This window comes from Nocardia otitidiscaviarum (assembly GCF_007362295.1).
Taxonomy (GTDB): Bacteria; Actinomycetota; Actinomycetes; order Mycobacteriales; family Mycobacteriaceae; genus Nocardia; species Nocardia otitidiscaviarum.
The window spans coordinates 7344958-7366121 of record NZ_CP041695.1 but is presented as its reverse complement, the minus strand read 5'-3'; the positions used below and the strand labels follow the sequence as shown (position 1 = coordinate 7366121).

Annotated in this window: 13 protein-coding genes; 3 read left to right on the top strand and 10 right to left on the bottom strand. The window is 71.3% G+C overall.

Annotation, left to right across the window (positions count from 1 at the left end; translation table 11 throughout):
• Positions 1-407: 407 nt before the first annotated feature.
• The 7 genes from FOH10_RS33135 to FOH10_RS33105 form a co-directional block, all read right to left on the bottom strand.
• Positions 408-806, bottom strand: coding sequence for a heat shock protein transcriptional repressor HspR (locus tag FOH10_RS33135; protein WP_029930851.1), 399 nt, complete (start codon positions 804-806; stop codon positions 408-410).
• Positions 806-1987: a molecular chaperone DnaJ gene (gene dnaJ / locus FOH10_RS33130; RefSeq protein ID WP_039817994.1), complete on the bottom strand. Its 1182-nt coding sequence runs from the start codon at positions 1985-1987 to the stop codon at positions 806-808. Before dnaJ ends, FOH10_RS33135 begins: the two co-directional genes overlap by 1 nt.
• A 24-nt stretch (positions 1988-2011) precedes the next feature.
• Positions 2012-2656 carry a nucleotide exchange factor GrpE gene (grpE, locus tag FOH10_RS33125; RefSeq protein WP_081592789.1) on the bottom strand — a complete coding sequence of 215 codons (645 nt, stop codon included), beginning with the start codon at positions 2654-2656 and terminating at the stop codon, positions 2012-2014.
• A complete protein-coding gene (gene dnaK / locus FOH10_RS33120) occupies positions 2653-4491 on the bottom strand; it encodes a molecular chaperone DnaK (RefSeq protein WP_143983575.1) in 1839 nt (612 codons plus the stop codon). Before dnaK ends, grpE begins: the two co-directional genes overlap by 4 nt.
• Positions 4492-4689: 198 nt before the next feature.
• The gene (locus FOH10_RS33115) at positions 4690-5490 is read right to left on the bottom strand and encodes a DUF1707 SHOCT-like domain-containing protein (protein ID WP_186000655.1); all 801 of its coding nucleotides are present in this window, start codon (positions 5488-5490) and stop codon (positions 4690-4692) included.
• 10 nt (positions 5491-5500) lie between these two features.
• Positions 5501-6598, bottom strand: coding sequence for a DUF1707 SHOCT-like domain-containing protein (locus FOH10_RS35120; RefSeq protein WP_186000654.1), 1098 nt, complete (start codon positions 6596-6598; stop codon positions 5501-5503).
• Positions 6599-7346: 748 nt separating this feature from the next.
• Entirely contained in the window at positions 7347-7991 is a 645-nt protein-coding gene (locus FOH10_RS33105) for an HhH-GDP family DNA glycosylase (protein WP_143983573.1), read from the bottom strand.
• Positions 7992-8467: 476 nt separating this feature from the next.
• Here FOH10_RS33105 and FOH10_RS33100 point away from each other — a divergent pair, with 476 nt between their 5' ends.
• Entirely contained in the window at positions 8468-9628 is a 1161-nt protein-coding gene (locus FOH10_RS33100) for a zinc-binding dehydrogenase (protein ID WP_143983572.1), read from the top strand.
• An 8-nt stretch (positions 9629-9636) separates the two neighbouring features.
• Here FOH10_RS33100 and FOH10_RS35985 read toward each other — a convergent pair whose 3' ends face one another.
• The 3 genes from FOH10_RS35985 to FOH10_RS33080 all read right to left on the bottom strand — a co-directional run bounded on the left by FOH10_RS35985 (position 9637) and on the right by FOH10_RS33080 (position 15405).
• Complete coding sequence (locus FOH10_RS35985; RefSeq protein ID WP_244961478.1) at positions 9637-11385, bottom strand: dynamin family protein; 1749 nt, start codon at positions 11383-11385, stop codon at positions 9637-9639.
• Positions 11386-11462: 77 nt separating this feature from the next.
• The gene (locus tag FOH10_RS33085) at positions 11463-13304 is read right to left on the bottom strand and encodes a dynamin family protein (protein ID WP_143983571.1); all 1842 of its coding nucleotides are present in this window, start codon (positions 13302-13304) and stop codon (positions 11463-11465) included.
• Positions 13305-13359: 55 nt separating this feature from the next.
• Positions 13360-15405: an IniB N-terminal domain-containing protein gene (locus FOH10_RS33080; protein ID WP_143983570.1), complete on the bottom strand. Its 2046-nt coding sequence runs from the start codon at positions 15403-15405 to the stop codon at positions 13360-13362.
• Between the two features lie 363 nt (positions 15406-15768).
• Here FOH10_RS33080 and FOH10_RS33075 point away from each other — a divergent pair, with 363 nt between their 5' ends.
• Together FOH10_RS33075 and FOH10_RS35980 are read left to right on the top strand one after the other, a co-directional pair.
• The gene (locus FOH10_RS33075; RefSeq protein ID WP_186000653.1) at positions 15769-17751 is read left to right on the top strand and encodes an Hsp70 family protein; all 1983 of its coding nucleotides are present in this window, start codon (positions 15769-15771) and stop codon (positions 17749-17751) included.
• A 12-nt stretch (positions 17752-17763) separates the two neighbouring features.
• Positions 17764-21150, top strand: a complete 3387-nt coding sequence (locus FOH10_RS35980) for a LuxR C-terminal-related transcriptional regulator (RefSeq protein WP_244961477.1) — start codon at positions 17764-17766, stop codon at positions 21148-21150.
• Positions 21151-21164: the final 14 nt, after the last annotated feature.

The following is a 21164-nucleotide window of genomic DNA, read 5'->3' as shown; positions in this document are numbered from 1 at the left end:
CTAGCAAGTGTAGGCGAGGGTTGCCAGCAACGGAACGGCTCGTTTCAACAACACGCCCAAATTTCCGCTAAAACAAGTAATAACCACCCAAATGCCCTAGAAAACAGACCGCTCACCTGCGACACGCCGGGCGTGTCAGACTGAGCCTCACCGATTTTGCGGGAATCGTTTTGCAAGGCTCGGCAATGGAGCGATCAGCCCGCAACCACGTTGGCAACGCAATTACCCTGCGGCATACCGACATAACTCACGAATCACCACAATAAACAACCGGCCGGTTTGAATTGTTTTCGACCGTGATCCGGAACCGTTCACACCGCCGCCCACCGGAATCCGTCAGCACACCACCCGCAACGAAAAGCAGCGCCCCGGAAATCCGGAGCGCTGCTCGATTCGTGGATCGCGGGTTACCGCTGCCGTCGATTGCGCGGCTGCCACACCACCAGGGCCGTACTGCGCTGCGGCGGCGTGAGCTGATCGGGCCGGTACCCGGACCGCAGCCGCTCCACCTCCGCCGTCAGCTCGGACACCCGCTGCTGCAACTCCTCGACCTGATTGGTGAGTTCGATGATCCGTTTGATACCGGCGAGATTGACGCCCTCGTCCTGGGACAGCCGCTGCACCTCGCGCAGCAGCTGCACGTCCCGATCGGAGTAGCGTCGCCCGCCGCCCGAAGTGCGTTGCGGCGAAACCAGACCAAGCCGGTCATAGGTCCGCAGCGTCTGGGCGTGCATGCCCGCCAGCTGTGCCGCCACCGAGATCAGGAAGTACTGGGTCTCGGAGCTCTTCTTCGGATCGGAATTCATCACGCACCTGCCCATCCAGCACGCGGGTCGAAACCGCTGGTCTTCTCCGCCTCCGCATAGCGCCGCAGCGCCTCGGTGGCATTGTCGTCCAGCTTCTGCGGGATCGCGACCTTCACCGTGACCAGCAGATCACCCGCACCGCCGCCGCGCTTGGGAACGCCGCGCCCGCGCACCCGCAGGGTACGCCCGTCGGCGGTGCCCGGCGGCACCTTCACGCCCACCCGGCCGTCCAGCGTCGGCACCGAAACGGTTGTCCCGAGCACCAATTCGCTGTAGCTGACCGGGAGCACCAAGGTCAGGTCGTCGCCATTGCGGCCGAAGACCTTGTCCCCGCTGACGTGCACGGTGACATACAGGTCACCCGGGGGCGCGCCCCGCAGACCCGCTTCACCCTGGCCCGCCAAGCGGATTCGCTGACCGTCGCGCACACCCGGGGGAATGCGCACGGTGATGGTGCGGGTGCGGTTCTGAATACCGGTGCCCCGGCAGTCGACGCACGGGTCGTCGATGATCGACCCGGTGCCCCGGCAGTCGTCACACGGTTCGCTGAATCCGAACGCACCCTGGTTGCGGCTGATGACGCCGGTTCCATTGCAGTGCGGGCAGACTCGCGGACTGGTGCCCGGTTTGGCACCGCTGCCGTGACATGTCGTACACGGCGAGGGGCTGGTCATACGTAGGGGAACCGTGACGCCCTGCGCCGCCTCGCGGAAACCGAGCGTCGTCTCGGTCTCCACATCGCTGCCGCGCCGCGGCCGCGAGGAGGCGCGGGCGCCGCCGCCCCGGTTGAACAGCCCACCCAGGATGTCGCCCAGGCCGCCGTCGGGTCCGGTCCCGGCGGTCGCCCCGCCGAAGATGTCGCCCAGATTGAACTCGGCGCCGCTGAATCCGCCGGTGCCGCCGTAACCGCCGCTCGGTGCGAAACCGCCGCGACCGAAACCGCCGCTGGCGAACAGCCGCCGCGCCTCGTCGTACTCCTTGCGCTTCTCCGGATCCGACAGCACCGAATGCGCTTCGCTGACGGCCTTGAACCGCTCCTCGGCCTTGACGTCCCCCGGATTCTTGTCCGGGTGCAGATCACGGGCCAGCTTGCGATAGGCCTTCTTGACCTCGTCCTGGGTGGCGCTGGAGGAAATACCCAGCTCTTTGTAGAAGTCCTTCTCGAGCCACTCCCGGTTCACCGGGCATCTCCTCCTTCCCGCTTCTTACCCGTTGTTACTGGCATCCGCGCCAGCGTTCGTCGGATCCGACTGCGCCCCAGCGCCGTTCGTCGGACCATCGGTCACGCCGACCAGCGCGTGCCGCAGCACCCGCTCGCCGAACCGGTATCCCTTGCGCATGACCATGCCGATCACCGGCTCACTGCCGGAACCCTCGTGCTGCACGGCCTCGTGCAGGGTCGGGTCGAAAGGCTCACCCTCCGCACCGAATTCCTCGAGGCCCTGCTTCTGCAGGGCGGTGGCCAGTTTGTCGGCGACGCTCTTGAGCGGTCCGGCCTCCAGGTCACCGTGGGCGCGGGCCCGATCGAGATCGTCGAGCACGCCAAGCAGTTCGCCGACCACCGCCGCCTTGGCGGAGTCGATGGCGGCCTTGCGGTCGCGTTCGACCCGACGCCGGTAATTGGCGTACTCGGCGGTCAGCCGCTGTAGATCGGCGGTGCGCTCGGCCAATTCGGCGGTGATGGTGTCGGCGAGCGCGTCGGCGCTCCCCGCGGTCGCGCCGTCGGGCCGCTCGGACGAGGCCGACGTGGGATTCTGCGCCGCGGCGGATTCCTCCGCCGCGGCTTCCGAAACCTCACCCGCGGCCGGATCGTCGACGATCGGCTCTTGCTTCGGGTTCTGGTTCGTCACTTCTTCTCAGGCTCCTCGACGACCTCGGCGTCAACGACGGTGTCATCGGAATCGGGCGTGCCCTGGCCGTTTCCGGACTGAGCGGCATCCGCGGCCGAAGCCTCGTAGATGGCCTGGCCCAACGCCTGCGACTCGGTCGCCAGCTTCTCCACCGCGGTCTTTACGGCCGCGATGTCGGTGCCCTTCAGCGCCTCGTTGGCCTCGGCGATGGCCGCCTCGACCTTGGACTTGACGTCCGCCGGGACCTTGTCCTCGTTCTCCTTGATGAACTTCTCGGTCTGGTGGACGAGCGACTCGGCCTGGTTGCGGGTCTCCGCCTCCTCGCGCCGCGCCTTGTCCTCGGCGGCGTGCGCCTCGGCGTCCTTGACCATCCGGTCGATCTCCTCCTTGGACAGGCCGGAGCCGTCCTGGATCTTGATCGTGTTCTCCTTGCCGGTGCCCTTGTCCTTGGCGGTCACGTGGACGATGCCGTTGGCGTCGATGTCGAAGGTGACCTCGATCTGCGGCACGCCGCGCGGGGCCGGCGGGATACCGGTCAGCTCGAACGAACCGAGCAGCTTGTTGTGCGAGGCGATCTCGCGCTCACCCTGGAACACCTGGATCTGCACCGACGGCTGGTTGTCGTCCGCCGTGGTGAAGGTCTCCGACCGCTTGGTCGGAATGGTGGTGTTGCGCTCGATGAGCTTGGTCATCACGCCGCCCTTGGTCTCGATGCCCAGCGACAGCGGGGTCACATCGAGCAGCAGGACGTCCTTGACCTCACCCTTGAGCACACCGGCCTGCAGGGCGGCGCCGATGGCGACGACCTCGTCCGGGTTCACGCCCTTGTTCGGCTCCTTGCCGCCGGTCAGCTCCTTGACCAGCTCGGAGACGGCGGGCATGCGGGTGGAACCGCCGACCAGCACCACGTGGTCGATATCGCCCACGGAGATGCCGGCGTCCTTGATCACGGACTGGAACGGCTTGCGGGTGCGGTCCAGCAGATCCGAGGTGATCTTCTGGAACTCCGACCGGGTCAGCTGCTCGTCGAGGAACAGCGGGTTCTTGTCCGCGTCCACGGTGATGTAGGGCAGGTTGATCGAGGTCGACTGGCTCGACGACAGTTCGATCTTGGCCTTCTCGGCGGCCTCGCGCAGCCGCTGCATGGCCATCTTGTCCTTGGTCAGGTCGATGCCCGAGGTGCCCTTGAACTTGTCGACCAGCCACTGCACGATGCGCTCGTCCCAGTCGTCACCACCGAGGTGGTTGTCACCGGAGGTCGCGCGGACCTCGACGACGCCCTCGCCGATTTCCAGCAGCGAGACGTCGAAGGTGCCGCCACCGAGGTCGAAGACCAGGATGGTCTGTTCCTTGTCGCCCTTGTCCAGGCCGTACGCCAGCGCGGCGGCGGTCGGCTCGTTGACGATGCGGAGCACGTTCAGGCCCGCGATCTGGCCGGCCTCCTTGGTGGCCTGGCGCTGCGCGTCCTCGAAGTAGGCGGGGACGGTGATGACCGCGTCGGTGATCTCCTCACCGAGGTAGGACTCGGCGTCGCGCTTCAGCTTCATCAGCGTGCGCGCCGAGATCTCCTGCGGGGTGTACTTCTTGGCGTCGATCTCGACGGTCCAGTCCTCGCCCATGTGGCGTTTGACCGACCGGATGGTGCGATCGACGTTGGTGACCGCCTGGTTCTTGGCGGGCTGACCCACGAGCACCTCGCCGTTCTTCGCGAACGCGACGATCGACGGAGTGGTGCGCGAGCCTTCCGAGTTGGCGACGACGACCGGCTCACCGCCTTCGAGAACAGCGATGACCGAGTTCGTGGTCCCGAGGTCGATACCGACCGCACGAGCCATGGTGAATCCTCCTAGTTGACGTACCTGCCTGGCGCGGGAGCATGGGCTCCCAGCAACACTGAGCGTGGTCGGCTCAATCCTGCCCCCGTATCGCTCGGGGCGCAACTTGAACTTGAGTCGCTCTCGCTCAACCTTGTCGAACAGGACCAACCTGGCCCCCAGGTCATCTATTCCCGGGGCGCGGAGAAATTTTTTCGATCAGTCCTCGGCCGGGTGGACCGCGAGCACCTCACCCGCGAGGGTCAGCTCCAGGTATCCGCCGCGGCTGCCGTCCTTCGCGTAGACGAAGACGACGGGCGGGTTGACCTTCGCCCCCGGATCGGCGGGGTTCGCGCCCGGCGGGCGGTGAATGACGATGTGGCTGATGGCGCCGCCGGGGACCCGCAGCGTCTCCGGGGCGCCGGCCATGACGGCCGCGAAGCCGCGCACATCCAGGTCGGCCAGATCGAAGGCCGCGGCATCGTCGTCGCGGGCGGTGTCGGTGGAGCTGAAACCCTGCTCGTCGTAGCGGAGGCGTACGGTTCGGCCCGCATCGACGGCGCGCTCCACCAGGGCGTACTGCGGATACAGGCTCATCTCGTCGGCCGTCAGATCGCCGTATCGGTCCCGGTAGGTCGCGAGAAAACTCGCCAGGCCCACCCCGGTGGTCGGCTCGAGCAGCGGCGGGTCGGGTGCGGTGGTGCGGGCCGCGCAACCGCCCATGGCGCCGAGCAGCCCCGCGACCACGACCGTGGCCGCCGCCGCCTGCCACCGGCGTGCCGGTTTCCGGCGTTGCACGCGCACCACCGGGGCGTCGGCGAGGTTGCGCGGGATCTGCAGGTCGCCGATGAGGGTGTCGAGATCGCCGAAGGTGCGCGCCCGCATGGCCGCCGCCGAACGCTGGGCGTATTCGGCATCGGTGAGCTCGCCCTCGGCGTGCGCGGCGTCGAGCAGGGCGCAGGCGTCCACACGATCGGAGTCGCGGACGCGCAGGCCGCTGTGGCGTCGGGTGTCGGACATGACTGTCGGCCTATCCGGAGAAGGGGAAGGCGCGCAGCACCACTCCCGTGGGGTCCAGTAGCAGATATCCGCTCTCGCCGAACGCATTGCGCACATACACCCGGACGAGCGCGACGGGCGCGGTCCGCGACCCTCCCGGCGCGGTGTCCACCTTCAGGTCGATATGGCTGATGGTGCCGCCGTCGACGTTCAGGAGGGCGGGTGCTTCGGCGAGCGTCCGGTCGAGGGCGGTGAGATCCACGGCGGCCAGATCGAATTGCGGCGTATCGGGCTTGCGGGTGGCCACCGGACGGCTCTGCTCGAAACCGCCGCGATAGCCGTAGTGCACCACACGATTCGGTTCCCCGGGCACGGCGCGCGCGATGCTCGCGTGCTCGTCGAACAGGCTCACCTCGTCGAGCAGGGTATCGCCGAACTTGGCGCGGTAGGTGTCGCGAAAATGGGCGATACCCGCCACCGTCAGGAGATTCGGGGTGGGGATCACCTTCGGCTCGATGACGCCGAGATCCACCGACGGCGGCCCCGCCGGTACGGCGGCGGGCCGGTCGACCACGGTGTACATGCCCACGGCGGCGGCCAGCGCGAGCGCGGCCACGCCCGCCGGGAACCAGTAGCGGCGGTGCGGCAGCGGCGGACGGGGCGGACCGGGAGCGTCGGCGGGGCGTTGCAGGTCGGCCGTGAGCTCCGCGAGTTCCCCGAGAGTTGTTGCCGCACCGGCCAGTTCGGTCAGGGCATGGTGGTCGTCGACGGACAGCTGGCCGTCGGCGAGCGCCGCGTCCAGGACCGCGCAGGTGGCGGCGCGGTCGGCGTGACGCGCCCGCACGCGCGGCGGATAGCCGCCCTTGCGCGCCCTGGTCCACGCCGGATTCGGCTGCGGGAGTGACAGGTCCGTGGCCCCCGGCGACGGTTGCAGATCCCCGACCAGCCGGTGCAGCTCGCCCAGCGTCTCGGCCCTACCCGCCCGCTCCGAACGCTCGTGGTACTCGTCGGCCCCGAGCTGGCCCTCCGCATAGGCGGCATCCAGCCGGGCACGCGTGGTGACCCGGTCGATATCCCGGGCCCGAACCCGCCCGGTTCCGGCCGCCGAACCGGGCGATCTCGAACTCACCCCCGGATGGTAAGCGCAGAACGCCCGTTTTGTACCACCTACCACCGTCGATAGGTGCCGAATAGGGAAACCGGCGGACCGAGGCCGACTCCACCACGACCACGTGGATCCCGCCCAGCCGCGCCCGCGCTGCGGACCCGGGTGTGCGGTACGCGCGCGGGTGCGCGATGCCACCGGCCGCGCGGGTACGACCGACCGGCGAGACAACAGCGGCAGCCACCTCACGGACGCGGCACGCCTCCGACGGCACACACGGCAGGGCACCTCGCAGGCGCGGGATCACCCCAGCGACACACACGCGACAGGACACCTCGCAGGCGCGGAATCACCCCAGCGACACACGCAGCGGCGGCAAGCTCGCGGACGCGGCACCACCACGCGGGATACGCGGCAGCACAGACGGCTGGCCCTCACCTCGCGAGCGCGGCAGCACTCCGGCGCCACTCCAGCGACGCAAGAGGGTGCACCACCTCGCGAGCGCGCATCATTCCCGCAGCACGCGGCCAGCACCCACCTTGGGGGGCTCGGCATCATTCGGTTAGCACGCGGCGGGCAGCCACCTCGAGTGCTCGGCATCATTCGGGTAGCAGCAAGCTCACTGACGCGGCACCACCACGCGGGTGACGCGGCAGCACGCACCTCACGGGCGCGGCATCATCGGGTGCACGCGGTTGGGCGGCCACCTTGCGGGCGCGGTTCATTCGGGCGGGAGCGCGGCTGCACGGACCTGCGGTGGTGCCGTCGAGGACTAGCGGGTGGTGCTCAGGATCTCGTGGGCGAGGTCGCGGTCGAGGGTGACGCGGACCAGGGCCGCCGCCAGGTCGGCGTCGTGGCCGGGTGGGCTGAGGCGGTCCAGGGCGGCGGGGTCGGTCGGGAGGCCGAGGCGGCTCGCGCCTCGGCGGGCGCGCTCGTCGAAGTGGGGGCGGACCCAGGTCCAGGTGTCCTGCACCTCGCGGAGGAAGATCTCCGCGCCGACCGGGCCGATGCCCTGGAACCGCTGTAGGAGGCTCGCCAGCCGCGCCGGATCGCGCCCGGATTCCTCGGCGAGTCGGCGCAGGTCGCCGTGGTAGCGGTCGAGGAGCAGCGCCGCGTTCGCGCCGAGCCGGGTGGCCGTGGATTCGTCGTAGCGGCGGTAGTGGCCGCGGCCGAGCGCGTCGACCAGTTCCTGCCAGTCGGCGTCGGCCACCCGCCGCGGGGTGGTGTATCCGCTGCCGACCAGTTCGCGGGCGGCGGAGATGGCGATATCGGCGGAGATGCGGGCACTGAGCAGCTGAGACAGCATCAACAGCTGGAACAGCGACGCGGGTTTGTCGGCCAGCCGGATCCCGGCCTCGGCCGCATAACTCGTCCCCGCGCGATCCAACAGCGCCCGCACGATGTCCTGTCGCCCCATGACCCACCTGCCTTTCGACACCGGGCGGATACCCGCCGCACCGTCACCCACACCCGGTCGCCGACAGGTCGCATCGGTCGCGACGTGGACGCGCGGGCGAGGCTCGAGCCCACCCGGCAACGCAGGCTCGCGCTGCTCGCGGCGCGCGGGCCGACGACTCTGTCCGACGTGGGTCGGCCGCAGTCCGATCAGGCTCGTGGCAGTGATCTCCCCAGCGTGGTTCACCTCGAGTCCGCTCGGGCTCGTACCCGCGGTCACCCCCGCCGTGGTTCACCTCGAATCCAGTCGGACTCGTACCCGCGGTCACCCCCGCCGTGGTTCACCTCGAATCCAGTCGGACTCGCATCCACGGTCTCCCGGCCGTGGTTCGCGTCGAGTCCGTGAGGTCGGCGGTCGCCGCCGTCCGCACCGCGCGGGCGGCCACGACCGCTAGATTGGGTGACGAGCGTCACGTGCGAGTCGACAGGAGTGCCGGTATGCGAGCGGCCGTGGTCACCAAGGGCGAGTTTCGGGTGGAGGAGCTGCCGACACCGGTTCCCGGTCGCGGGCAGGTGCTGATCGACGTGGTGCGGTGCGGCATCTGCGGATCGGATCTGCATGCCCGCGTGCACTGCGACGAACTGGCGGAGCTGGCGGCCGCCACCGGATACGGGCACTTCATGCGCTCGGCGCAGAGTGTGGTGCTCGGACACGAATTCTCCGGCACGGTCGTGGATTACGGCCCCGGCTGCCGAAAGCGTTGGCGGCCAGGCACTCCCGTGGTGGCGCTGCCGATTCAACGGCAGGGACGGCAACCGCACCTGACCGGCCTGTCGGTCGCCGCGCCCGGTGGCTACGCCGAGCAGGTGGTGGTGCAGGAGTCCATGACCTTCCCGGTGCCGAACGGCCTGTCCGCCGAACTCGCGGCGCTCACCGAACCCATGGCGGTGGCCTGGCATGCGGTGCGCAAGAGCCGGATCGGCAGGAGGCGAACGGCTTTCGTCATCGGCTGCGGACCGATCGGGCTGGCGGTCGTCAGCATGTTGAAGGCCGCCGGGGTGCGCACGGTGGTGGCCAGCGATCTCTCACCGCGCCGCCGGGAACTGGCGCGGCGCTGCGGGGCCGATGTGGTGGTGGACCCCGCCGTCGCATCGCCCTGGGACGCCGCGCCCCGCACCTCGCGCATCAGTGGTGCGACCGACATCCTCAATCTCGGCTTCGACGCCATGGAACGGCTGCGGCGCATTCCGAAGCTGCCCTGGTGGTATCTGTTCCGCGCCGCCCACACCTTCGATCAGGGGCCCGCCACGCCGGTCATCTTCGAATGCGTCGGCGTTCCGGGGATTCTCGATCAGATCCTCACCGCCGCACCGCCCATGTCCCGCGTCGTGGTGGTCGGCGTCTGCATGCAGCCCGATGTGATCCACCCGGCGACCGCCATCAACAAGGAGATCGAACTGCGCTTCGTGCTCGGCTACGACCCCGGCGAATTCCGCGACACCCTGCACATGATCGCCGACGGCACGGTGGACCCGAGCCCGCTCGTCACCGGCACCGTCGGCCTGGACGGCATCGACGCCGCCTTCGGCGCCCTCGCCTCCCCCGACCACCACGCCAAGATCCTCATCGACCCCCGCAGCACCGCCACCGCACCCTGATCCGCGGCCTACGCGCGGTGCCGCGGGATGCGGGTCAGCGGGGTGGTCGGGGGATCGTTGAGCGTGTCGAGCAGGCCCTCGGCGCTGCGGGCGGCGGTGAGGCACGCCGTCGCCGTGACCTGATCGGCCAGCGGATGACCGGCGCGGGAACGCCATTTGCGCACGGCTGCGAGAGCGTATTCGCGCTGGGTGGTGAGATCGGTGTCGGCGGGCAGCCCCAGGCGCAGATGGGGGGCCACGCCGGAACCGCCGATGAGGCGCTGCAATTCGGCGATATCGTCCTCCGGCAGCGGCAGCTCATCGGAGCGGAGACGGCCGAGCAGGCGCAGTTCCGCGAAACCGTGCACATCGGCGAGCAGCGTGCGCACGCGCGGGAGCAGCGCGTCGGCGGAGGTGCCCGGGTAGGCGGCCAGAATGCGGGCCAGCGCGGTGAGCGCGGAGTGGGCCTTCAATTCCTCGGCGCGCTGGGCGAATTGCACATCCAGCACGGAGCGCAGCTCATCCAGTCCGCTGCGATTGGTGAGTTCGGCCGCCAGACTGGCGGAGTCGCGCACCCCGAGGCGGATCAGCGTGACGGACAACCGGATTCCGAACAGGCCGAAGCGGGCCACCAGATGCGCGCGCAACTCCGGCGACACCGGCAGCGGCAGATCGGGGCGGGCGAAACGGTCCGCCGACAGCAGGGCCGCGGTGAGTTCCTCGGTCGGCACCGTCGCCAGGGCCTCGAAGGCCGCGTACTCGCGCTGGCGCAGCGTGGCGGCGGCGAAGGCCAGCAGACCCGCCACCGGAACCACGGACTGGCACAGCCCGGTGCGCTCGAGCTCCTCGGCGAAACGGGACGCCACCTCGCGGGCGGAGTGCAGGGCGTCGATACGGCCGGCACCGATCTCGTCCGCGCGCGAGACCACACCGACCGCCCCGAGCGGGGCCGCGGCGGCCGTGTAGCCCGCGGGCGACGCTCCCGGCCCGTGCGCACCGGCAGCGCCGACCGATGCCCCGGTACCGGTCGTTCCATGCCCGAATCTCCCCGTGCCGGACGCACCCGCACCGAACGCCCCGTATCCGAGCCCGGGAGCGCCCGCATCGGCGGCCTGACCGGATCCGCTACCAGCGCCGATACTTTCGAGGAAATTCACATCCGCGGCATCGAGGCGGCGCAGCAGGTAGACGACGGCGTCCGCGCCCGGCAGCACCACACCGGCCGGATCGGCGGCCGGGGTGAGCAGGCGCGCCGTGCGCGCCGAGACCTCCCGCGACATGGACGAGATACCGGGTGAGTCGATGATCGTGGTGCGCGCCAATTCCTCCGACGGCCACTGCACGTCGAGATGGTCCACCTCGCGCGCACCGGGCGCGTTCCACCGCAGCGCCGACAGGTCGAAGTGCAGGCCATGCGGTGTGGCCAGCCCGTCGGCCCCGCGATCCCGGCGCACCCCCACATCGGCGTGCGCCCCGTCGCGCGCGAACGCGGTCACCCGCGGCGTCGGACCGTGCCGGTACCAGGTCACCAGCCGGGTGCACTCGGTCGCGTCGGTGGGCGCGATGTCCTGCCCGACCAGGGCGTTCAACAGCGTCGACTTACCGGCCTTGAGCTGACCCGCCAACGCCACCCGCAGCGGTTCGTCCAGGCGGCGCGCGCAGTCGGCGAGCAGCGCGCTCACCCGCGCCTGCCCCGCATACGCCTGCCGAGCCACACCGATCAACCGCCGCGCCTCGGGCACGATCCCGGCCACTGCACCCGGGGCATCGAAAACCATTCACACACGGTAGCGGGACTCCCCGGTCTCCTCGCGACTACCCATGGCCCAACCCTGTCACCGGGCGAACGAGCACGTCACGGGGGTGGGAGCGCCCGGGCGGCCGGGCGGGCTTCGAGGGTGAGCAACGCGTCGGCGTGGCGGCGGAGTTCGGCCACGACGCGGAGTTGGCGCTCGAGTTCGGTGGCGCGTCCGGTACGGCGGGAGGTTTCCAGGGTGGCGGCTTCCTGGGCGGCGCGCAGGGATTCGTCCAGGGAGCGCAGCGAGCGGTCGGCCACGCCGGTGAAGTGATCGCGCAGCAGGCGGTGGATGCGGTGCAGCCGGTCCTTGGTCTCCTTGCCGGAGTGGAAGGCCACATCGTCGACGTACCGGCGCACGGCGGCCTTGGCCTCGATCCGGCGCTTGGCCAGCCGCGCCTGCTTGTCGTCACGGAACGCCTTGCCGCCCAGAATCACTCCCGCGCCGATGGACAGCGGATTGATGATCGCCATCCCGGCCAGAGTGCCCGCCAGCCCGGCCATCACCACGCCGCCGTAGGAGCCCCGCACCCCCACCAGCAGTTTGTGCGTGAAGCCGAGATCGGGCTCCAGATCGGCGAGGGTGCAGGAGCCGACGCGGGAGCCGTCGGGGTCCAGGCTGCCGGCCAGCTCGGGCAGGTCCACCGCGCCGAGTTCGGTGAAGTGTCCGGCGATCCGTTCGGCCAGCCGGATGGCGCGGGTGCGGGTCCACAGCAGATTGTCGCCGACCGCCGTGCCCACGGTTCCGGTCAGCCATTCCTCGATGGTGTCCCAATGCCGCCCGGGATCATTGGCGTCGATCCACTCCTCGCCCTCGCGCGCGATATCGCGCAGCCGGTTGCGCAGATCGTGGTCGATATCCCCGGCCAGATCGGTGATGCCGTCGGCGAGAGTCTGCTGCCAGGCGGCGGTATTGCGGCGCAGCCGCTCGGCGGCCGCCTTGGCGGAACGCAGTTCCACGATGGCGGCGGCCCCGCGCTCGGGATCGCGCAGCGCCACCAGTTCGCTGCTCAACGCCAACGCCAGATGTTCGGCCGCCGAACCGATGTCGACGCCCACCGCCTGCCGGGTGGCGGCCTGGTCGCGGGCCACGACCTGGTCGCGCAGAAACTGGAACACCTGCCCGAAACCCGATTCGCGGCCGAGCTGTTCATCGCGCAGCCGCATGGCGTGGGTGCGCAGGACGGCGGAGACGGGAATCAGCGGAACCTCGAGCCCCGCAGTCTCGAGGTGCCGCTGATTCGCGTCGTGGACCTGCCTCCAGTGTGGATACAGGTCGATCTTGGTGAGCAGTACTGCCACGGCGGGGCTCAACTCCCGCACCTGCCGCAGGAATTCCACCTCCGGCACGGTGAGTTCGGTGGAGGCGTCGCTGAGCAGCAGTACCGCGTCGGCTCCCGGGATGGTGGCGTAAACGCCTGCCGCACCGGGATTTCCGTGTGCACCGAGGCCGGGGGTGTCCACGACCGCGATGCCGTCGGCGAGCAGCGGGTTGGCGGTTTCCACCTCCACCCGCAGCACCGGCCGCGCCCGCACGGTGGGTTCGATCGCGCCCAGATTCTCGAAAGGTACCGGGACCCGGGTGGATTCGGCCTCGCCGCCGCCCGGCCCGGCCAGCACGGCCGCGGCCCGTGACTCGCTGCCGTGGACCACGGTGACCGTGGCGGTGGTGGTCGTATCATCGCCCACCGCACAGACATTCAGGTTGAGCAGCGCGTTCACGAACTGACTCTTGCCCTGATTGCCCAAGCCGGCCACCACGATGCGCCGTCGCGGATCGCGGATCCGCTGGGCGACCGTCTCCAGTCGCCCTACCAGGTCACCTCGGTCGGCCGCGCGTGCGACCGCGATGGTGTCACCCAGTATCGACAGCAGCGGCCGAGCCACCGCGGTTCCCGTCACAGCCCTACCTCCGAATCACCAGTGCGGTCACGAGTGCAGCGTCACGACTGCGGCATCACGACTGCAGGATGTCGTCGACGATGCCGCCACCGGCGACGCCGCCCACCTCGGCCCCGCCGCCGAAGCCCGCGTCCCCGAACAGCGACGTCTCGGTGCCACCGGTGAGGTCGCCCTCGACGCCGCCCTGCACCCCGGCGCCGAATGCCTGCGAAACATCCAGTCCCGCCCAGGGATTCGAGCTCGCACCGGCATCCAGCCCCGACTCCGCCCCCAGCGCGGCGTCGACACTGCCACCGACCTGCGCGCCGGTGTCCACGGCCCCACCGACCGCCCCACCGAGTTCCGCACCCGCCTGCGCGCCGGTATCCACCGCACCCGACAGCCCGGACTCCAGCCCACCGCCGAATTCCGCACCGGCATCGACCGCCCCGCCGACCCCCGTCGACAGCCCGGTCTCCAACCCACTCCCGAGCTCCGCACCGGCACCCAACGCGCCGTCGACGCCGGCACCCAGACCGGCCCCGGCATCGAGCGCACCGTCCACCGCACCACCGACACCCGCACCCGCCTGCACACCGGTGTCCACCGCACCCGACAGCCCGGACTCCAGCCCACTGCCGAATTCCGCGCCCGCGTCCACCGCACCACCGATACCGGTCTCCAGCCCACTACCGAGTTCCGCACCGGCACCCAGCGCACCATCGACCGTTCCGCCGAGACCCGCACCCAGCTGCGTACCCGCGTCCACAGCCCCGCCGACGCCGGTCGACAGCTCGGTTTCCAGACCACTGCCGACTTCCGCACCGGCCCCCAGCGCACCGTCCACGGCGCCGCCGAGTCCCGCGCCCAGCTGCGCGCCCGCATCGACAGCCCCGCCGATACCGGTGGACAAACCGGTCTCCAGCCCGCCATCGACGGCACCGCCCACACCGGCCGTGAGGCCCGTTCCGGCGGTCACCGCACCGTCCACCGCACCACCGAGATCCGCGCCCAGCTGGGCACCGGAATCCACCGCGCCGGAGAGTCCGGCTTCCAAGCCGCCGCCGAGTTCCGCACCGGCACCCAGCGCACCGTCGACCACGCCACCGACACCGGCCGCGAGGCCCGTTCCGACGCTGACCGCGCCATCCACCGCACCACCCAGGCCCGCGCCCAGCTGAGCACCGGTGTCCGCCACGCCGGACAGTCCGGCTTCCAAGCCACCGCCGAGTTCCACACCGGCATCGACGACACCGCCGACACCCGTGGTCAGCCCGGTTTCCAGACCGCCGCCGAGCTGAGCGCCGGTGTCCACGGCTCCGTCGAGCGCCGCGTCGAGGCCCGCCCCCAGATCGGCTCCGACCTGGGCACCGGCCGCCACGGCGCCGCCGAGACCGGCGGAGAGTCCGGCGCCGAGATCGGTGCCCACCTGGGCGCCCAGTCCGGCGGCGGTGTCGATCGCGCCGTTCAGACCGGTTTCCAGGCCCGCACCGAGCTGACCACCGAGATCGGCGGCCGCGCCGAGGGCTCCGCCGAGGCCCGCGCCCAGCTGGCCGCCCGCGTTCACGAGTCCGCCCAGTCCGGCGTCGACCCCCGCACCCACCTGGGTGGCGGCGTCGACCGCGCCCTGGAGTCCCGCGCCGAGCCCCGCGCCGAGTCCCGCACTCACGTCCGCACCGGTCTCCAGTGCGCCGCCCAGCGCCGTGGAGAGCCCGGCGGCGACATCGGCCACCGCACCCAGGCCCGCGCCCAGGTCGACGCCGGTTTCGGCCTGGCCGCCGAGATTCACCTCGGCCGCGGTGGCGGCGGTGGCGGTGGCCGCGACCCCGGTCGTCCCCGCCGCGACCGTGCCGACCGACGCCCCGCCGTTCACCGCGCCATTGACCGCACCGGCGACCGCGGTCTCCAGACCACCCGCGGCGACGATGGCCGACAAGGCCGAACCGCCCGCTACCAGCGCCGACTCGGCGACCATGGGGGCCACGGCGGCGATATCCTCCGGCGTCACCGCCGCCAGCCCGGCGTCCACCAGCGCCTGTCCGGGGTTGGCGCAGTAGGCGGCGGCAGCCTCGCTGTCCCGCAGCAGGCTGAGGATGAACTCGAGAATCGCATTGGGACTCATGGCAAATCGCCTCCTTCGGCGGACCCCTGCGGTCCGCGGTTGTCGAATTGCCTTTCACGCTAGGAAGCTCACGCGTTACTCCGGAACGGGGTGAACTCCCCTGTTGCCGGACCCCGAACCATTGGGGGCGGGGTGGGGATTAGGGGAATTTCCCCGTACCTGCCCCGCACGCGGTAACGACGACCCCCCAGCAACCGACAGCTCACATGTGGCTCGCAAGCCACAACCCAAGCCTTAGTACATATCGGACTGATCGACTTTCGAAACGGCACACCGGGCAGGGTGTGTTTGTAGAACAGGGGTTCTCGAATGAGTCAGGGTCAGGCGCTCGGCATTACGGTCGGGTCGCTGCACACAGTCGCCGTGACGACTTCGGGGGGACGACGCGAACTACACGCCTGTCCGAGTCTGCTCGGCTCGGCGGCGGAGGTCACGGAGAGCATTCTGGCCCGGGTCGGGGATCCCGTGGACATGCGCATCGGAGACGGAACCGCTGTTCGCGCGGCGGATCTCGTGGCGGCGGCGGTGGCGCGCGCGGTGCGCGACACCGGCTCCGCCGCGGCCACGGTCGCCTGCTATCCGGCCTGGTGGACGCAACACACCGTGGAGGTGCAGCGGTCCGCGCTGGATGCCGCCGGACTGGACGGCGTCGCACTGGTGCCGGAACCGACCGCGGCCATGCGGTGGCTGCGCGAGGTACACGGAACCGAGCACGACGGCGCGATGGCCGTATATGATCTCGGCGCAACCGGTTTGACCATTTCGGTGGTTCGTACCGGGCCGCTGTCGGGTCTGCTCGGAGAACCGGTGCACTCGACCATGGTGGCGGGTACGGAATTCGATCTCCTGGCCATGCGTTACGTTCTGGCTAATGCGGTGGGGCAAAACGATTTCGATCCGTTCGACCCGATCGTCGAACAAGAATTGGCCGCACTGCGCGGTCGCTGCAGAATTGCGAAGGAAGAGCTTTCCAAAAAGACGGCGGCAGTGGTACCGGTCCGGCTGCCCGCCTTCGGCATGGACGTGCGGCTGGTGCGCGACGAGCTGGAGGAGCTGCTGCGCGGCCCCCTGCTCGGATCCATGGACCTGCTGCGCGAGGCGGTGCGGCGCGCCGGACTGCGGGTCACCGAACTGGACGGCGTCCTGCTCACCGGCGGTGGCGCGGCCATTCCGCTGGTGACCGAACTGCTCTCCACCGAATTCGGCATCCCCGTGGCCGCGGCCGCCGACCCGGCGCACATCAGCGCCCACGGCGCTGCCCTGCTGGCCGCCGATCTGCTCACCGACACCACCGCGACCGAACCCCACCCGGCCCTCGTCGCGCCCACCGCACCGGTGCGCCGCGCCACCCGACCGGGCGGCGACGGCGATACCACCGCCATCCCCCGCGACCCGAACTCGGGGCGCGCGGATGAGGCGCGTAGTGGCGCACTGCCACCCGGCGCGGGCGCTACGGCTGCCGCGACCGGCGAGAGTCGTGGGCGCGACGTGTACGGCGGTCACGCCGCGTACGACGAACACGACATGCACGGCGCTCACGACACCTACGACGAACACGACACGTACGACGCTCACGACACGTACAGCGCTCACGACACGTACGACGAACACGACGAGCACCACTCGCACGGCGCTGCGTCCTCGGCCGACGCGGCGCCCGCCGCGACCCCCCGCGACGACGAACACGGACCCGCCCGCGGCCGCGAACGCACGGCCGCCCGGGTCACGGCGGTGCCACCGGAACTGCCCGAGACCGCGCCCGACCCGGGCCCGCGCAATCGGAAACGGCTGGCGGTGGTGAGCGTCACCGCCCTGGCGGTCGCCGCACTCGCCACCGGCACCCTCGCGATCAGCACCGGTGTGCAGTCCGGCCCGTCCTCCACCCCCACGCCTGGACAGCCGTCGACGAGTATCGCGGCCGACCCCGCCGTATCCGAGGCGGGCCGGCTCGAGGGTGCGCCGGGCAGCCCGGAGGCGCCCGCGCTCACGAACACACCCGGAGTGCCCGGCCAACCGCATACGCCCGGTGCGCCCGCCACCGTGCAGCAGGTCGCGACGGCGGGGACCCCGTCGCCCGCGCCCGGTGCCCCGGCACCCGCGCCCGGCAACGCACCCGCGCCCGCGCAGTCCCCCGCACCGCAACCGACGCAGCAGCCCACACCCGCACCGCAGCCCGCACCGCAACCGGCGCCGCAACCAGCGCCGCAGCCGACGCAGCAGCCCGCACCGCAGCCGCCGCAGCAGCCCTCCGTGCCCATCCTGCCGGGTGTCATCGATCGGGTGGACGACACCGTCGGCTCGGTGCTGGACGCGCCCAAGCAGATCCTCCCCAACACGGGCGGCTAGGGGTTGATCGTCGTGGCCGGAAACATACCCATAGCGCTCGACTCGCTGCCCTACACGCGAGATCTGTTCCGGGAACTGGATTCCGAGGATTCGGTTCCCCTGCTGTACCTGGTCCGGGGCCGCTCGGGCACCGGCAAGTCCACACTGCTGTCGGCCATTCGCAATCGGCTGCGGACGCGGGGGACCATACCGACGGACAACCCGCACGACGGCCAGGGCGGCGGATCGCCCGTCACCACAACCCATCCCGGTTCGGGCCGGGTCGCCCGCACGGCTCTCGTGGTGGACGATGCCCACACACTGTCCGATGCGGCGCTCGAAGCCCTCTGCGCCGCAGCGGAATCCGGACACCGCACGGTGGTCATCGCCACCCGCCCGCGCCCGCACGACGCTCGCCTGCGCGCCCTCACCGATCTGGTGTCTCGGCGCGGGCGCGTGGTCGACCTGCGCGCCCTCGCGGTGGCCGAAATCGCGCCGTTCGCAAGGGAACTCGGCATGATGGTGCCGCGCGGCATCGCCCAGCACATCCACCGCCAGACCGGCGGCATCCACGGCGGTGTGGTGGCGGCCCTGGCCGCCGCCTGCGCTACCCGCCTGGACGCCGGTATGGGCGCGGTCGACAGCGCCGTCACGTCCTGGGCGCGCGCCCGTCTCGACGACGCCGATCCGGAGTTGCTCGACACCCTGGTGGTGGCGGCCATCGGCGCGGGCCTGGACGCCAGTGAGCTGGCCGAGGTGCTGGAGGTGAACCTCGGGGCCGCACAGGATCTGGTGGACCGCGCCCGAGCCAGCGCCCTCATCACCGACGCCGATCTGCTGCTGGCGCCCGCGGTGACCCCGCTGCGCACGCTGGTCGGCGACCGCCGTTTCCTGGGCGTGCAGCGCCGCCTGCTGCGGGCCCGCCTGGACGCCGGGCTGCTGCGCGACCACACCGCGCTGCTGCTGGCCGAATCCGGGGTGCGCGATCCGCGCCTCGCCGAGTTCCTCTGCGCCGCAGCGGAAAAGGCTGGCGATGAGGCGACGCGCTACTACGCGGCCGTCGCGGCGGCCGGAGCCGACCCGAACACCATCGCCGTGCGCTGGGCCGATGCCGCCGCGCGGGCCGGCGACTGCGACACCGCCCTGCGACTGGCCGAACCCGCCCTGGCCCGCGAGGATATCGCGCCCGCGGAACTGGCCGCCGCCGTGCGCATCTGCGCGGGGGTCTGGACCCGCCGGGGCCTCATCTCCCGGGCCGCCCAGCTCTACACCTGGCTCGGCCCGCAGCGCATCGGCGCGGACTGGGCCGTCGGCGCGACGGTGCTCTACCTCGCGGGCGACCCCGCCGTGGCCCGCGCCCTCTCCGCCTCCGCCGACCGCTGGCCCCCCACCGAGGCCACCGCCCGCGCCGCGACCATCGCCACCGCCCTGGCCAAGTCGGTCGAACCCGGCCCGCGCACCCCGCGCGCCGCGACGCGACCACCGCGCGAATCCCACGGCACTCCGGCACCCGGAGCATCCCCGGCGGCGGACCACCCCGAGAGTTCGGTGTCACCCGTGGCCGCACCGCATTCCGAAACCCCGACACCACCCGGGGATGCGACGCCGCCGGCAGCGCATCGCCACGATGATTCGACACGACGGCACTCCGATGGCGGCTCGCCGTCCGCTGCCACCGTGTCGGGCGCCGCGCCCGTGCGCACGCACTCCACGACCGGCGGCGACGCGATGGCCGTACGCCCGGCATCGAGCCCGGGCTCCGTGTCCGCGATCGGCGACAGCCGCCCCACGACGCCGGAGCGCGCCGGGCCCGCCGAGGCACCGCCGGGCAGCGCCGCGACACGATCGTTCCTCGACGCCGGTACCACCACGACGCCCGAACGGGGTACCGCAGCCTCCGACACCGCACGGACCGCCGGACCGTTCACGACCGCACCGCCCAGCACACCGCCCGCGGTCGCCGGGTGGCCGGGCTCCACTGGCGACGGTTCCCAGCCGGGCTCAACCGGCGACGGTTCACGACCCGGCGCCACGGGCGACGGATCACAGCCGGGCGCCACGGGCGACGGTTCACAGCCGGGCGCCACCGACAGTTCACGACCCGGCGCCACCGGCGGTTCACGACCGGGCACCACCGATGGGGCACGGCAGGACTTCTCGGCAGGCGGCACGGTCGCGGCACCGGTTCGGCCGACCGGGGCACCCGGGTATGCCCGCACCGAACCCGCGGACACCACCGCATCCGAGACGGCAGGCCTGGGCTTCCCGCAGGTGCACGCCGATGCACGGCGTGGTGCCACCATGGCCGCGGCGTCCGCGCTCATTCACGCCGCGCATTCCGGGCTCGCGCCTTCCGAGGCGGGTGGGGATCGGTTCCTGCCGTGCTCGGCGGTCTCCATCGCCACCCTGCTGTGCCTGAGCATCGGCGAGCCCCGGCGGGCGGCCGATGCCCTGCGCGGCGCATCGACCGATCCGCAGCGGCGGGTGCTGGCGGCATGGGTGGCCATGCTGGGCGGCGACGAGCGGGCGGCGGCCGAGGCGGTCGACCAGCTCGATATCGCGGCACTGGATCCGCGGGACCGGCTGCTCGCGCACGCGGTGATCGTCGGCCTGGCGCGGCGCGGCGGCGATCACAGCGCGCTCACCCTGGCCTGGCAGGCCGCCGCACCCCTGTTCGACGAGGTGGGCGCCGACCTGCTGACCCTGCTGCCGATCGGCGAACTGTGGCTGGCCGGAATCCGGTTGCGGGACGAGAGCCGGGTGTCCGCGCTGGTCGACGACGCCCGGCGGCTGCTGCGCCGCCTCGGCGATCCGCCCGCCTGGGCGAACTCCTTCCACTGGTACGCCATCCAGGCCGCCATCGCGCACGAGCGCCCCGACCGGCTGCTGCCGCACGCGCACCGGTTGAAGGCGGCCGCGGAGGCGGGTGACACCCAGGCCGCCGCCCTGGCCGACGCGGGTCGCACCTGGGTGCTGGTGTTGCGCGGCCAGGTGGAGCGCGTCCCCGTGGAGGCGGCGGTGCGGCGGCTCGCGGGACTGGGTCTCAGTTGGGACGCCGCCCGGCTCGCCAGCGAGGCGGCGCTGACGGCCGACGACTCCGGCACCGCGACGGCCCTGTTGAAGTTGGCCAGGACCGTGCGGGTGCAGTCCCGCCCGCCCGAGCAGCCCATCCGCCCGCTGCCCACCCCGGCCCCGCGCCCCGACCCGGTGCCGGACGCCGTGCTCAGCGAGCGTGAACGGGAGGTGGCCGAACTGGTCCTGCTCGGTCTCACCTACCGTGAGATCGGCGCTCGCCTCTATATTTCGGCCAAGACGGTGGAGCACCATGTGGCGCGGATACGACGTCGAATCGGTGCCGGGTCGCGATCGGAGTTATTGTCAATGCTCCGCGCCATGGGCCACGGGTCCCTACTCGTGTGAGCCTCGGGGCGCGG

Coding starts and splice junctions, on each gene's coding strand:
- FOH10_RS33135 (WP_029930851.1), bottom strand. CDS start 806: ATGAATTCCGATCCGAAGAAGAGCTCCGAGACCCAGTACTTCCTGATC.
- dnaK (WP_143983575.1), bottom strand. CDS start 4,491: ATGGCTCGTGCGGTCGGTATCGACCTCGGGACCACGAACTCGGTCATC.
- FOH10_RS33115 (WP_186000655.1), bottom strand. CDS start 5,490: ATGTCCGACACCCGACGCCACAGCGGCCTGCGCGTCCGCGACTCCGAT.
- FOH10_RS33105 (WP_143983573.1), bottom strand. CDS start 7,991: ATGGGGCGACAGGACATCGTGCGGGCGCTGTTGGATCGCGCGGGGACG.
- FOH10_RS33100 (WP_143983572.1), top strand. CDS start 8,468: ATGCGAGCGGCCGTGGTCACCAAGGGCGAGTTTCGGGTGGAGGAGCTG.
- FOH10_RS35985 (WP_244961478.1), bottom strand. CDS start 11,385: ATGGTTTTCGATGCCCCGGGTGCAGTGGCCGGGATCGTGCCCGAGGCG.
- FOH10_RS33080 (WP_143983570.1), bottom strand. CDS start 15,405: ATGAGTCCCAATGCGATTCTCGAGTTCATCCTCAGCCTGCTGCGGGAC.